The 13,974-nt window shown below is 50.1% G+C and carries 15 protein-coding genes and 1 pseudogene; 7 read left to right on the plus strand and 9 right to left on the minus strand.

What is annotated here, in order from left to right; genetic code table 11:
• Positions 1 to 1,410 (plus strand): anthranilate synthase component I family protein, encoded by a 1,410-nt coding sequence (locus QUD54_RS03070; protein WP_286337495.1) that lies wholly within the window; start codon positions 1 to 3, stop codon positions 1,408 to 1,410.
• A gap of 124 nt (positions 1,411 to 1,534) precedes the next feature.
• Complete coding sequence (locus QUD54_RS03075; protein ID WP_286337496.1) at positions 1,535 to 2,329, plus strand: shikimate dehydrogenase; 795 nt, start codon at positions 1,535 to 1,537, stop codon at positions 2,327 to 2,329.
• Here the strand turns inward: QUD54_RS03075 and recR are convergent.
• From recR to QUD54_RS03110, 7 genes are all read right to left on the minus strand, one after another.
• Positions 2,326 to 2,895 (minus strand): recombination mediator RecR, encoded by a 570-nt coding sequence (recR, locus tag QUD54_RS03080; RefSeq protein ID WP_286337497.1) that lies wholly within the window; start codon positions 2,893 to 2,895, stop codon positions 2,326 to 2,328. The genes QUD54_RS03075 and recR overlap by 4 nt on opposite strands.
• A 183-nt stretch (positions 2,896 to 3,078) precedes the next feature.
• Positions 3,079 to 3,285 (minus strand): hypothetical protein, encoded by a 207-nt coding sequence (locus QUD54_RS03085; RefSeq protein ID WP_286337498.1) that lies wholly within the window; start codon positions 3,283 to 3,285, stop codon positions 3,079 to 3,081.
• The gene (locus QUD54_RS03090) at positions 3,278 to 4,474 is read right to left on the minus strand and encodes a TolC family protein (RefSeq protein WP_286337499.1); all 1,197 of its coding nucleotides are present in this window, start codon (positions 4,472 to 4,474) and stop codon (positions 3,278 to 3,280) included. The genes QUD54_RS03085 and QUD54_RS03090 overlap by 8 nt, the downstream gene beginning before the upstream one ends.
• An 82-nt stretch (positions 4,475 to 4,556) precedes the next feature.
• Positions 4,557 to 4,766 (minus strand): hypothetical protein, encoded by a 210-nt coding sequence (locus tag QUD54_RS03095; RefSeq protein WP_286337500.1) that lies wholly within the window; start codon positions 4,764 to 4,766, stop codon positions 4,557 to 4,559.
• Entirely contained in the window at positions 4,766 to 5,086 is a 321-nt protein-coding gene (locus QUD54_RS03100; RefSeq protein ID WP_286337501.1) for a PepSY domain-containing protein, read from the minus strand. Before QUD54_RS03100 ends, QUD54_RS03095 begins: the two co-directional genes overlap by 1 nt.
• A 98-nt stretch (positions 5,087 to 5,184) precedes the next feature.
• On the minus strand, positions 5,185 to 6,549 hold the full coding sequence (locus tag QUD54_RS03105; protein ID WP_286337502.1) for a sensor histidine kinase: 1,365 nt from the start codon (positions 6,547 to 6,549) through the stop codon (positions 5,185 to 5,187).
• A gap of 4 nt (positions 6,550 to 6,553) precedes the next feature.
• Positions 6,554 to 7,225, minus strand: a complete 672-nt coding sequence (locus tag QUD54_RS03110; protein WP_286337503.1) for a response regulator transcription factor — start codon at positions 7,223 to 7,225, stop codon at positions 6,554 to 6,556.
• A 105-nt stretch (positions 7,226 to 7,330) separates the two neighbouring features.
• Here QUD54_RS03110 and QUD54_RS03115 point away from each other — a divergent pair, with 105 nt between their 5' ends.
• The 4 genes and pseudogenes from QUD54_RS03115 to QUD54_RS12010 all read left to right on the plus strand — a co-directional run.
• The gene (locus tag QUD54_RS03115; protein WP_286337504.1) at positions 7,331 to 8,062 is read left to right on the plus strand and encodes an ABC transporter ATP-binding protein; all 732 of its coding nucleotides are present in this window, start codon (positions 7,331 to 7,333) and stop codon (positions 8,060 to 8,062) included.
• Positions 8,059 to 8,958, plus strand: coding sequence for an efflux RND transporter periplasmic adaptor subunit (locus QUD54_RS03120; RefSeq protein ID WP_286337505.1), 900 nt, complete (start codon positions 8,059 to 8,061; stop codon positions 8,956 to 8,958). Before QUD54_RS03115 ends, QUD54_RS03120 begins: the two co-directional genes overlap by 4 nt.
• Positions 8,959 to 10,158, plus strand: a complete 1,200-nt coding sequence (locus tag QUD54_RS03125) for an FtsX-like permease family protein (RefSeq protein WP_286337506.1) — start codon at positions 8,959 to 8,961, stop codon at positions 10,156 to 10,158.
• Between the two features lie 314 nt (positions 10,159 to 10,472).
• Positions 10,473 to 10,673, plus strand: a pseudogene (locus QUD54_RS12010) (hypothetical protein); the annotation flags it as partial.
• Positions 10,674 to 10,722: 49 nt separating this feature from the next.
• Here QUD54_RS12010 and QUD54_RS03135 read toward each other — a convergent pair.
• Positions 10,723 to 10,920 carry a hypothetical protein gene (locus QUD54_RS03135; protein WP_286337508.1) on the minus strand — a complete coding sequence of 66 codons (198 nt, stop codon included), beginning with the start codon at positions 10,918 to 10,920 and terminating at the stop codon, positions 10,723 to 10,725.
• 76 nt (positions 10,921 to 10,996) lie between these two features.
• The gene (locus QUD54_RS03140; RefSeq protein WP_286337509.1) at positions 10,997 to 12,697 is read right to left on the minus strand and encodes a nitrite/sulfite reductase; all 1,701 of its coding nucleotides are present in this window, start codon (positions 12,695 to 12,697) and stop codon (positions 10,997 to 10,999) included.
• 134 nt (positions 12,698 to 12,831) lie between these two features.
• On the opposite strand from QUD54_RS03140, the gene dnaJ reads away from it, so the two are divergent.
• On the plus strand, positions 12,832 to 13,962 hold the full coding sequence (dnaJ, locus tag QUD54_RS03145; RefSeq protein ID WP_286337510.1) for a molecular chaperone DnaJ: 1,131 nt from the start codon (positions 12,832 to 12,834) through the stop codon (positions 13,960 to 13,962).
• Positions 13,963 to 13,974: the final 12 nt, after the last annotated feature.

Here is a 13,974-nt window from a genome sequence, read left to right on the forward strand (position 1 = left end):
ATGGTTTTTGTCAAAAAGATACTCTTCGACCAGTTCGCACCGCCGGCGCTTTACGCTAAAATCAGAGAACACTTCAACAACGATGTCACGATGCTCTTCGAGAGTGTCGGAGGGAACGATGAAGGAAATTTCAGCTTCATCTTCATCGGTGCGAAAGAGCGGCTGATCTATAAAGAGAATACGACGACCTATATCGACGAGATCGGTAATCGCCACACGCCGGAAACCGACCCCTTCTCCTTTCTGAAATCCTACTATGCCAATATCGATCAGGATGCCTACAAAACGAAACGCCTGGAGACCGGCCTCGGTTTTCTCGACGGCTTCATCGGCTATATCGGCTACGACATGGTGAAAGTCTTCGAACCGGTGCTCAAACCCTACATGGATGCACTCGAAGACCGCGACGGCATCCCCGACTTCGACATGATCCGGCCGAAACTCGTTCTCGCATTTTCGCACAAAACCAGCGAACTGAGTCTCATTACATCGGATGAATCGACCTTTAAGACTTTCGATGCACTGATCGAACTGATCGAATCGCCCTACGAATATATGACGATGAAACCGATCGAGAAAAGCGAAGGAGGCGAGTTCGCCTTCGACGAAGCGAAATTTCACAAAATGGTCGACGACTCGAAAGAGATGATCCGAAGCGGCGACGTTTTTCAGATATTGATGTCCAACCGCTATGTGGAGAGAGCGAAAGTCGATCCTTTCAGTTTCTACCGGATTCTTCGTTCCAAAAACCCCTCCCCCTACCTCTTTCTTCTGGAATTCGAAGATTTCTCCATCGCCGGAAGTTCTCCGGAAGTGATGGTGCGGCTGACGGACGGAAACATTCTTCTGCGCCCCATCGCCGGAACGAGAAAGCGCGGAAAAACCATCGACCGCGACAAGGAGATGGAAGAGGAGATGCTAAGCGACCCGAAAGAGCGTGCCGAGCACATCATGCTCGTCGATCTCGGGCGAAACGACGTCGGACGCGTCGCCAAAGCGGGAACGGTCAAAGTCACGGCACTGATGCGTGTGGAACGCTATTCCCATGTCATGCACATGGTCAGCGACGTCGAAGCGAAGCTGGACGATGGCAAAGATATGTTCGACCTCTTCGCCGCCACCTTTACCGCCGGAACGATGACGGGAGCTCCGAAGATCCGCGCGATGGAGCTGATCGCCGAATTTGAAGGAATCAAGCGGGGCTTTTACAGCGGAAGCGTCGGGTACTTCGGCTTCGACGGCAACATGGACAGCTCCATCACGATCCGGACGGCCCTGGTAAAACCGGAGGAAATCGTCCTGCAAGCAGGTGCCGGCGTCGTCGCAGACAGCAAACCGGAACTCGAATATCTCGAAGTGAAAAACAAACTGGCGGCGCTGCGCAGTACGCTGGACGATCTACGCGCATAACGCGAGTGTTGAGTGTTGAGAAAGCTGGCTTGAGCCAGCTTCAAACAAAACAAAAAGTGGCAAAGCCACATCCTCAACTTTTCACTTTTAGTTTTTAACTTTTCACTAAAAAAACGGAGTTTTCATGAAGTCACTTTTCGCACTCTTCGGCAATCCCGTCCACCACTCCAAATCGCCGCTGATGCACAACCTGGCGTTTCAAAAACTGGGATACGACGGCTGCTATACACGGTGGCTTCTAAAAGAGGGTGCCAGGCTGCGGGAAACTTTTCTCGCGCTCGACCTCAAAGGGGCCAACATCACGGTCCCCCATAAAGAGGCAGCCTTCGAAGCGGCCGATATCGTCGAAGATTTCGCCGCCGAAGTCCGCGCCGTCAATACCCTCGTCCTGAAAGAGGGCAAACTTTACGGCTACAACACCGACGCCCCCGGCTTCTACCGCGCCCTTCAAAAACTCGGAGAGGTCAAAACCGCTCTCATCATGGGTGCCGGCGGCACGGCACGTGCCCTCTCCCTCTACCTGCGAAGTCAAGGCATCGACGTCGAGGTCGTCAACCGTTCGGCAGGCCGGCTTGAGTGGTTCAAAGCGGAGGGGTTTGTCTGCCACACCTGGGAGGGGTTCGACGCGACACCCAAAGATGTCGTCATCAACACCACCTCCGCCGGCCTCGAAGACAATAGCCTTCCAATGCCCAAAGCGCTGCTCGACGCCGCTCTCGCACAGGCCAAATACGCCGTCGACGTCATCTACGGCAAAGAGACGCCGTTTCTCGAAGAGGCGAAAAGACTGAATCTTCCCCATTTCGACGGTTCGGAGATGCTCCTGCAGCAAGGCATCATCGCATTCGACTACTTCACCGACCACCGCTACACACTCGACGAGATCGAAAAGGCGATGCGGCCGTTTTTGAATCTCTAAACCTTCACCCGGTCCTGCAGGGCACGTGACAGCGAAAGCATATCGATGTTTTCGAGGCTCACTCCGGTCGGTACGCCCTGTGCGATCTTCGTAAAGACCAGATCGTAATCTTTGAGCTTCTCTTCGATGAAAAGAATCATCGCATCGGTGGCGATACTCGGCGTAAAGGCGAAGATCACCTCTTCTACCCCCTCTTCGATGCGGTCGGTCAGCTTCCCGCCATCGAGATGCTCCACCGATGCGATGACGAAGTAGGTGCCGTCGTAATCTCCACCCGCTTCGATCTGCAGAATATCCTTCGCGTGCTCGACGATGCAGAGTTTGGAGTGGTCGCGCGTAATGTCCGCACAGACGGGACAGAGCTCGTCTTCGCTCATGGCACCGCACCGTTCGCACTGCTGAATGTCTTGTACCGCCTTCTCGATCGCATGGGCGATCTTCATCGCGCCGAAGTGGTCGTCCATCACCATATGGTAGGCCATTCGCTGTGCCGATTTCTTCCCGATGGAAGGCAGCGCCTCCAGGGCGTCGACAAGGTTTTCGAAACTCTCTATCTTGTTTTTCATACCCGCGATTTTACCCTAAAAACGGCTGATTTCCCAGTCGTGTCTCTCCATCTTTTCTTTTTGAAAACCTTTCCCCTCTCCACTCGAAAATCCAAGGGACTCTTGATTTCTCCACGACCCAGTTCACGAACGACATTGGGTATAGATCATCGTCGTTTCGAGGTTTTTGTGCCCGAGCAGTTCTTAAATATGTTCCATAGTCGCCTCGACTACCCCGCTTGCATGTGTTTCTATGGGAATGTCGGCGGCTTTTGGTTTGACAACACTCACTTTGACGTGACGCTGTGCTTTGGGCACCTGCAATGTTTTGGCGACCGTATCTTCATCCTCCTCAAAAAAAGCAAAAAGCATACTGTAGAGCAGGAGTATCAAGAGAATGGATCTATTCATAGATTGCTCCCGAGCTAAGCATGTTGAGAATCAAGATATTTTTTTGTTTCATTATGGCTACCTCGATACTTTTCTCCCGGAGGGCAAGATATGATTGAAATGCCTGAAGATAACTATTGAAATCGGTATAGTGCTTGAGGTATGCCGTTTTGATGCTTTTAAGCGTGGACTTGGCCTGACGAAGGGCAGGTTCTAGTATCTTGGCCTGTTTTTCAGCACTGCGGATCGATCCAAGATAGTTCAGATAATGTTCTGAAACTTCTATTTTTGCGGCTATGGCCTGGCTTTTGCTTCGAATGGCGTGGACTCTTGCCGCTTCCGCTTTTTTGCCAATACCAGCATCCAACGAAATATGCACACCCGCAAAAACCGAATAGTTGTCACCATTAGCTGTTGGATCGCTGTTTTGCTGATATGCAGTACCTACAATCGCCTCCGGCAGCCAACTCTTTTGGATCGCTTCGGCCTCTTTTTGTGCCAATTCACTTTCTACATATTTGAGACGAAGTGAAGTTGCATGAAGCAAAAAGCCATTCATGTCCGCTTGCAATCTCTCAACTTTCAGTGAGGGTATTGTCCGTTTTGGCACATAGAGTTTCAGGCGTGCACCCATTGTTTCCAGCATCGTCTGCTCGTCAATAATCTTGGCGTGAAAAAGAGACAATGTGTTGGCAAACCGTTCGCTTTCGATCTTTGGCATGGCACCGGCATTGACCGCCTTTTTGAGTTGTTTTAAAACAGACTCCTGCTCATGGTATAGCTTGCGATGCAGCTGCAGCACTTCGCGTGTACGGTGCCATGAAGCGATCATTTCGATCAGGGAAAGAAAAAGCTGTCTTTTTTGGCTCTCAAGCAGATAACGGTTCTGCTTGGCTTGTAGACGAATTTTTTCAATTGCAATGCCACTTTTGTTGAAAATATCGATGGTGTCGCTCAGAGAAATGTCAGTGGTGTTAAACCGTTTTGGGAGCAAATCGGCCTTGGTGTCCGTATAGAAGGCATCTACCGAAAACGAGGTGAAGCGGTTGATCTTCTTGGCAGATATTCCTAGCTGCTGTTGTTGCTCGATCATCTGAAGTTGACGGTCCATCTGCAGCCGTTTTTGCGCTGCTTTGATGTAGTCCAGAACAGCATTAGACGCCATGAGTATCGCTGAAAATGTTGCCAAAAGCATAAGCTGCCTAATCATGCCGCCTCCACATCATCGATGAGTGAATCGGAGCCCGCCCAAGGAATCATAGAAAACCATCTTCTCAACGATAAATACTTCATTATTGCGATTCCAGGCGCTCTTCTTCCTCTTCTTGCATACGCAAAATGAAACGTGGACTCTGCCAAAGCTCCCCTTCATGAGCTTCTTCTTGCCGGTGGTTTTCTTTTTTTGCAGCTTGGGAAGGAGGGATATCCGCGGTTGATGAACAGCCGGCAATGCAAAAGAGCAGGAAAGAGGCTATGTAGAAAAAGGGTACTCTTGAGGACATCAATCCTCCTCTTCCATTTCAAGAATCTTTCCCGTTATCGGATCGATCAGGAGTTTCTTTTCTCGGCCGTCGGGTGTAAGGATTTCGATTTTATAAACCAGGTAATCATCCTCTTCATCCAATTTGGCTTTTATGACCTGGCCGGGTGCTTTTGTTTTCGCCGTTTTTATGGCCTGAATCATCGAGATCCGTACCTTTTTAATGACAGATTTTTCGGATTTGAAAAATGGAATTTTGATACTGCCATGCAGTTCATCGCAAAATGCACCATTCGCACCGAGAGTAGCAAGAATTACCACCATGGAAAGTTTTGTTTTCACTGTCGCTCCTCTTGTTTGGGATTTACAGTGATTCTAAGAGATCAAAATGATGGAGAAATGAAAAGAGTATGAAAGATTTTTAATTATTTGTACAGGATTTATTGAGAAAAACGAATAACGAATTCACTTCCCTCTTCGCCACTTGTTACGTAGATGTTCCCATTATGCAGCTGTGCTATCCAACGGGCAATTGAAAGCCCCAGTCCAGAGCCGGATGTTGTAGTTTCCCATTTCTTTTCAATCCGATAGAAAGGTTCAAAAATTTTCTCCTTCAAGTTTTCGGGTATTCCCGGGCCCTGGTCTACGATCTTGAGCTCGACACCCTTTCTTGTTTTTTGAAGTACAACCTTGATCACACTGCCGTCAGGAGAAAATTTGACAGCGTTATCCAGGAGGTTGACAATGGCTCGGCGCAACAGCGTGGGCTCTGCATCGACGGTCACCTTGTCGCATCGTAATTCGAATTCGATGTTTTTGGCTACCGCCGAAGGTCGCATCTGATCGATGGCTTCACCCACCAATTTGTCTAGCGAAACCAACCTGAACCGCTTTTTCAATGCCCTGGTGTCTGACTTGCTCAGCAGCAGCATCGTCTCGATTATCGACTGAAGCTTGTCGGTCTCTTCCAGCACGCTGTGCAACACTTCGGCGTACTCCTTTGAGCTGCGTTCACGTATCAGTGCCACGTCGATTTCACCGCGAATGATCGTAAGGGGCGTTTTGAGCTCATGGGAGACGCTGGCATTGAAACGCCGTGCCTGGTTGAATGCATTTTCGAGTCGATCCAGCATCGTGTTGAACGTGTAGGCCAGTTCGAAAAACTCATCTTTTTCTTTTGGAAGTTCTATCCGCTTGGAGAGATTGCTCTGGGAAATGGTTGCTGCCGTTTCTGTTATGTTGCGCATTGGGGAGAGAACACGTTCGATGGCTCTGTATCCCAAGTAGAGTGCGACCAGAAAGATGACAAATCCAAAAAATACCAGTAATGCAGTAAAAGTTTCGAGTGTATCATCGATTTTATTGATTGGTACAGCCACTTTGATCAGATAATCGATTCCATTTTTTTGCGCACGGTAGACAAGCAGACCCGATTCGTCTTCTTTGCTTACGAAGGGGATCTCTTCAATATAAAATCCAGGATCCGAATGCCCAAATCGGTGGTCCTGCATATTTTTCGTGAATAGTATTCGTTCGGGCTTGCCTGCTGTAAAGCGATAAACTTCTATAGAAACGGGGGAGAGAGGAAACTCCTCTTTCGGATCGATCACAGAACTTTTTTGTTGCGGATGGGCGAGTTCGTCATTTTTCAGATCCAGGGCAATACTTTCCAGCGAACTGTGCAAAGAGTTTTCAAAACTCAGGTTAAGTCCCGTATAAAAGAGTATGCCCAGAAACAGGAGCACCACTCCCAGCAAAACCGCATACCCTTTCAGAAGCCTTCCCGAAGCACTTTGGGCACGCATCTTCTTATCTGTCCTTGATTTTATAGCCCGATCCTCGAACCGTCTCGATCAATTTTTCCTCGAAAGGTTTGTCGATTTTGTTGCGCAGATGATAGATAGTGACATTGACCACATTACTTTCGATACGCTCCTGTGTGCCCCAGATGTTATCGAGTATCGTGGTATGAGTGACCACGTGCCCCTTGCGGCGCAACAGCAGCTCCAGCAATTCGAACTCTTTGATCCCCAGCTCGATCACCTGGTCCCCCCGTCGGACTTCACGTTTCAAGGGGTCCAGTACCAGATCGCCCGTCTGAAGTAGATTGGATCCCCCATAACCGTTGCGCCGATGCAATGCCCGCAGACGGGCAACCAGTTCGCTGAACGCAAAAGGTTTCCCAAGGTAATCATCGGCACCACTTTGCAGGCCTTCCACACGATCTTCCACCTCCGAACGTGCCGTCAGCATCAACACAGGAGATATATTGCCATCCCTGCGCATTCGCTCAACAACCTCGGGACCGCTGATACCAGGCAGCATCCAGTCGACCACCACGACATCGTAGTGATTGACCTGAGCCATATAAAGTCCCTCTTCGCCGTCTGCAGCCCGTTCGACTCGCATTCTCTCTTCCTTGAGGCCGCGTTCTATGAATGAGGCGATCTTTTCGTCATCTTCGATCAGTAAGATTTTCATAAGAACTATTGTAGCGTACCACCATGACAATATGATAAAGTGGAGATGAAAATTTTTTCATCTCTTTTTCATAGATATCTCATTTATGTCCGAGATAATCGCATTATGATTACTGGAAAAGATGCCAGTGTTGCAGGCTTTGCCGTCCACTGCAGGAATATCACGAAAACATATGGTAAGGGTAGTGCAAAAGTCCATGCATTGAGAGGGGTCGACCTGGACATCAGAAAAGGTGAAATGATGATAATCGCAGGGCCTTCCGGATGCGGAAAGACGACATTCGTCTCCATCATTTCCACATTATTGGAGCCAGACAGCGGCACCTGCAGAGTGTTTGGACGGGACGTATTTCACTTTTCCAAAGAACAGAAAATCCTTTACCGGCGGCAAACGATCGGTTTTGTTTTCCAGGCTTTCAATCTGCTTCCCGCATTGACCGCACAGGAAAATGCGGCCCTTCCACTGCTCATCAAAGGTGTGGAACGGAAAAAAGCGATGAGATTGGCGGCCGAAACGTTGAGAGATGTAGGCTTGAGTGTCCGCCACAATGCTCTGCCATCGCAGATGAGTGGTGGAGAAAAACAACGCGTTGCCGTCGCCAGAGCGCTGATCCATAATCCTCGACTTGTCGTATGTGACGAACCGACAAGCAACCTCGACCATGTAACCGGACAGAAAATCATGGAACTCCTGCAGGGTTTGGCCCGGACGCACGGCACTACACTGCTTGTCGTGACGCACGATAACCGAATATACAACTATGCGGACCGGATCGCCCACATGGATGATGGAAGAATCATGGATATTGAAATAATCAAAAGCAGAGATTTTTCATGAAGCGTCTTTATCTGATTGTCGCAATCGCTATGTTGGGACTGGTATTCACCGGATTGCTTGTCTATAAAGATTCCGCCCCTTTGCGCGGTCGAAGCAAGCCTATCCCGACCTGGCATCCACCCTTTGCTTCGTTTGTGGCTGGGACCGGTATCGTTGAAGCATCTTCTACCAATATTTCTGTCGGTTCGCCAGTATCGGGTATCGTGGAAAAGCTCTATGTCAAACCAGGCAGTTTGGTGAGGCGTGGAGAACCACTTTTTAAACTTGATGATAGAAAATTAAGAGCAAAACTTCCTCTTCTGGAATCCGAGGTAACCGCGGCCAAAAGTGAAATGAAAAAATATCGTGATATTTTTGAAATCGATGAAAAACTCTATCGAGAGGCCCCGGGTACTATCAGCCAAAAAGATTATGAAATCTCACGAAACAACTATCGTCACGCCATGGATCTTTGGAAAAAGGCAAAGGCAAATTTGAAGGTATTAAAAGATGAGATTGCTCTTTATACAGTCATGTCGCCCATTAAAGGGAGAGTGCTTCAGTGCAGAATGCGGGAGGGAACCTACATGCAAGCCTCTGGCGGTATTCCGCCGCTACTGATACTAGGAAGCCGTGATCTTCATCTACGCGTTGAAGTCGATGAGTATGAGGCATGGCGCATCAAAGCAAAGGCCAAAGCCGTAGCCTTTGTTCGTGGCCATCCGGACATGAAACTTACGCTGAAATACCTCTACACTGAACCATTAATAGTTCCCAAGTCCATTATTCAGGAAAGGCCGACGGAGCGGACAGACACACGGGTTTTGCAGGTCATCTATCGTTTCGAACATCCGGATTTTCCCATCTACCCGGGTCAAACGCTGGACGTATTTATCGAAACGGCAGGGAATAGCTGAATGTTTCGGATTGCGATTCAGATGCTTTTGGCGGATAGAGCCAAGTTTTACGGATTGCTTTTTGGCATCTCTTTTACCGCATTTCTGGTCAGTTTTGCCCTGTCATACTTTGCGGGCTTCATGACTCGCGGGTTTGCGCTGATCTCCGAAAATCCTACCGCAAATGTCTGGGTGATGGATCCTGCCGTCCGTTCTACGGAGATGACGATCAATCTGAGCGATTCCACACTGGATCGCGTCAAGAGTGTTGCCGGCGTCAATTATGCTGTCCCGCTGGCAATCAAGGATGCGGAAGTCCGTTTTCCAAACGGTCATTTCCAGCGCTTTCAGTTTATCGGGGTTGACGATGCAACTTTGGTCGGGGTGCCCAAATTTTTGGATAACACACCCGTTTCGTTGCTGCACATACCCGATGCGGTTTCCGTCGATCCGGGAGGCACGGAAGGCAAATTGCTTACGCCGCGGTTTAAAAAGGATCAATGGCCGTATGACGGTGTCCACCTGGGAGTGCCTATGCGCCCTCTGCAACCGAGGGATGAGCTGCTTGTTAACGATCATCGGATTGTTGTCACCGGCCTGTCAAAAACGATTCCTCGTTTTCCTCCCAGGCCGCTTTTGTATACAACGCTTTCAAACCTCAAACTAATTTTCCCGGGTGAAAGCCGTATCATAACTTTTATTCTCGTCTCAGTATCCAAAGATCTCCCTCCCCGAGTGTTGGCCAGGCGAATTGAAAAGGAAACGGGGCTGCGTGCCCGAAGCAGTGAGGATTTCAAAATCGATACACTCCGGTGGTATTTGGTGAATTCGGAAGATGTGGGAGACATGACGGCCATGTTGATTTTGGCTATGGTGGTGGGTTTCGGTGTCACAGGTATCATGCTCTACATGTTTACAATTGAAAATATCCGGCAATATGCAGTGCTGACCGCTCTTGGCACTTCGGATGAAACACTCCTGGAAATGGTGTTTGTCCAGGCAGCAGTTGTGGCCTTGCTGGGTGCTGCGATAGGGATAGGTGCTTGTGCGTTTACCGATATGGCGATGAAACTGGCAGGAATCGATTATCCATTTCGTCTAATGTTGTGGGCGCCCATCATTGGAGTTTTAGGTGTCTTGACTGTCAGCTTCACTGCGGCAATCCTGAGTATCCGGCCCGTATTGAAACTGGACCCGGGTATCGTGTTTTCTGGCAGATAATGTATGTTGAAAATTTGAAACACAGTTTTGTAAGAGAGAAAAACTCATCATGTTTTTGGACGAAAGCGTATAGATCGTTGTGGTGTCGACACAATAGAGAGCAGATTAGATTTATTGATTTCGACAACCAGGTCAAAGTGCAAATTTCGAAAAGATCAAAACTCAAAAGTTGGCTGGATGGTTTGTTTTTTTCCTTTGCTTTTTTGCGAATTCACCGGGGCTGTGGAATGAATATTTTCATGACCTTTGAGCATATTGTTTTTACACTTCTCCTCTAGCGTGGGGGCGTAAATCCATTCAACGAAAGCACCGGTTTGTACTTTTTCCAACTTCTGACATCTAATTGGCAAAAGGCGGCAAAGAAAGGTGCGCATCTGGCTCTCTTCCCCGAAGTATTCGTTCCCGGCTATCCCGACTGGATCTGGCATCTCTCCCCCGGTAAGATCGCATTTCAGCAGGAACTTTATGCAAGATTGCTGGAACAATCCGTGATCGTAGGCAGTCCGCAAACAGACCGCCTTTGCAAAGCCGCCAAAGATGCCGGGATCTATGTAGTGATAGGCATCAACGAAAAAATGCGGACACGGGCGGCGGAAGTATCCACGATACGTTGCTCTTCATCGATTCCGATGGGCGCCTGTTCGGCCGGCACCAAAAGCTCATCCCAACCGCACCGGAGCGGACGATATGGCGACACTTCTCGCCGAGATCGACCTGCACAAACTTCGTGCCACCAAGTGGAACCTCGATGTCACAGGACATTATGCCCGCCCGGACGCAGTTGAACTGGTTGTACATCGCAACGTTTCAACAAAACCCGAGAGAAAGTGAGCTCATATCAGATTTTGAAACAACTGCGCTCCAAGTAGATGATCGCTTCCCTGAAGGGAAAGGCTTCCTGGCATTGTAGGTATTCGACGATGCTTCGGTCGTGTGCCGTACCCGATGCCAGAAGGCGGCCGATAAAATAGCTTTTTTCATCCTCGTGTTCCATACCTTCCGGAAGCAGGAGGTCGTTCTCTTTCAGCACATGACGGCGGTAGTGGTTCAGCAGTAGCCAGAAGGCGAGTGCGGGTTCGCTGTAGCGGTTCAGGATCTCTTTCGAGAAATCCTCGAAGTCCCTGTAGCCGCTTTGGGCGAAGAGGTCGGCGATCAGGTCGATCATCGCGTTCAGGTGGCGCATCGGAACCGAATAGAGTATGAGCCGTGCCGCTCTTTTACCGTGAGTGTACTCCGAACCGAGGTAGAGGCGCACGCCACGCTCCACCTCTTCGGCGAAAAGCTTGGTCCGGATGCCGACGAGGCCGATATCGCTGAAAGCGTGGCGGGCGCACCCTTTCAGGCACCCGCTGAAGCCGAGAGAGATACCGAGCCTTCGGCACTTTTCCAGAGCGAGCGTGTCACTCTCTTTTTTTGTATCCATCAGAGAGTAGACGCAGTATTTCGAACCGGCACAGGCGACGATACCGCCATAGCGCTCCGTACTCTTCGCAAACGCCACCTTTTCCGGCAAACCGGGAATGTAGAAATTCTGGTCACAGCCTATACGAAGTTCTTTCACCCCGTACGTTCCACACAGATGCAGTATCTCGTCGAACTGATCGAAAGAGAGCTCACCGAAACGGGTCGTGTACCGGTGGGCGAAGGTCCCGTTTTTCAGCGCCGTACGCGTTTCTAACGGGGCTTTTTCAATAAGCAATTCTCCGGCCGACGGCAGCGTTTTGCCAAGACGTTCGGCGATCTTCGCCCTCAACCCGTCGATGCCGACGGCTTCGATCATATGAAACAACCGCGCTTTCGAGCGGCTCGCCCTGGGGCCCTCCTCCCGGTAGACCTCCGCCACCGCCCTAAAAAGTACCGGCACTTGTGAAGCTTCGGCGAAAATATCGAGTGAGCGTGCCGTTTCCGAGTTTTTACCGCCCGCGTAGAGGTTGAACCCTACTCTGCCATCTTTTCTCGCCAACGCGAAATAGAGGTCGTTCCCGAAAAAGGAGGTGCGCTGCTTTTTCGTACCGCTGATCGCGACGTTGAATTTCCGGGGAATCATCCCCACGTAGTCGGGATTTTTCAAAAAGTATCGCTGCATGGCGAGCACGAGGTCGTAGACCTCCACGAGATTCGCCGCCTCCAGCCCATCGAGAGGGTCGGTGACGATGTTTCGGAAATTGTCGCTGTAGGTCTGCCACGATGTGAGGCCGAAGCTCTCGATCCGGTGCGACATCCGCAGAGCCGACGGAAAGTCGAGACCGTGTACCTCCAGCTGCGCCCGCGAGGTCACGATGATCTTTCCGCCGGCAGTGCAAGCCAGGTCCCGCACACCTTTCAGGGCCGCCGTGGCGATTCGTCCCGCCGGAATGCGGATACGGAGGGTGAAAGTCTCCGGTGCCAGTTTGTGGTTGTAGATACCGAAATTCTTCAGATAGAAGCGATCGGCTTCATCCAGCGCTTCCGCATGGATGAACGGAAGTTTTTCAAAAAAGTCGGCCGGCTTCATCTGTCGTTTCAGTTTTTCGATTTTGTTGATTTTCTGTTCTTTCATATTCTCTCCGATTATACTTCACCTAAACCGCCATCTGGCTGAAAAGATTTTTAATTTACTCCAAATTATGTTAAAATCGCGCGCATAAAACAGATACTTCCACATCTTCATTTCAGAAATATCAGGAGAATTTTTTGGCTGAACTGGATTACTACGAAATACTCGAAATCGAACGCACATCGTCGCAGGACGAGATAAAGAAAGCTTACCGAAAAATGGCACTCAAATACCATCCGGACCGCAATCCGGACGACAAAGAGGCCGAAGAGAAGTTCAAACTCGTCAACGAAGCCTACCAAGTTCTCAGCGACGAAGAGAAACGCGCCGTCTACGACCGTTACGGCAAAGCCGGACTCGAAGGCCAGGGGTTCCACGGCTTCGAAGGACAGAGCTACGAAGATATCATGGACGACCTGAGCGCCATCTTCGAATCGGTCTTCGGCGGCGGGTTTACCGGCCGCCGCGCCTCACGAGGCTCGGGAGAGAAGTACAACCTCGACCTCTCGGCCCAAATGGAGATCAGTTTCAAAGAGGCCGTCTTCGGTGCAAAAAAAGAGCTCCGATACCGCTATAAAAAGCCATGCGAACCCTGCAAAGGAACCGGAGCCAAAGATGGTGCCGTCAGCACCTGCGAATACTGCAACGGGCAGGGCCAGGTCTATATGCGACAGGGTTTCATGACCTTCGCACAAACCTGCCCGCAGTGCCACGGCAGCGGCCAGAGCATCAAGGAGAAGTGCCCAAAATGCGCCGGACGCGGCTACGAAGAGGTCGAAACGACGATCACCGTCGAAATTCCCGAGGGGGTCGACGACGGCAACCGCCTTCGCGTACCCCATGCCGGCAACGTGAGCGCCGACGGCCGCCGCGGCGACCTCTACATCACGTTCTACGTCGAAGAGGATGAACACTTCATCCGCCATGGCGACGACATCTACCTCGAAGTGCCGGTCTTCTTTACCCAGGCGGTACTGGGCGAAACGATCGAAATCCCGACACTTCGGGGCAAAAAAGAGCTCAAACTCCCTCAGGGCGCCAAGGACAAGCAGCAGTTCATCTTCCGCGGCGAAGGTGTGAGAAACGTCCACAGCGGCCAGCTTGGCAACCTGATCGCGCAAATTACAATCGTCTATCCGAAATCTCTGAACGAGAAGCAAAAAGAGCTTCTCAAAGAGCTGCAAGAGAGTTTCGGCATCGAGTCAAAGCCCCATGAGAGTATCTTCGAGTCGGCTTTCGAGAAAATCAAGGGATGGTTTAAAAAGTAGATTTTTTTCCAT

It is taken from the genome of Hydrogenimonas cancrithermarum (assembly GCF_030296055.1).
Taxonomy (GTDB): Bacteria; Campylobacterota; Campylobacteria; order Campylobacterales; family Hydrogenimonadaceae; genus Hydrogenimonas; species Hydrogenimonas cancrithermarum.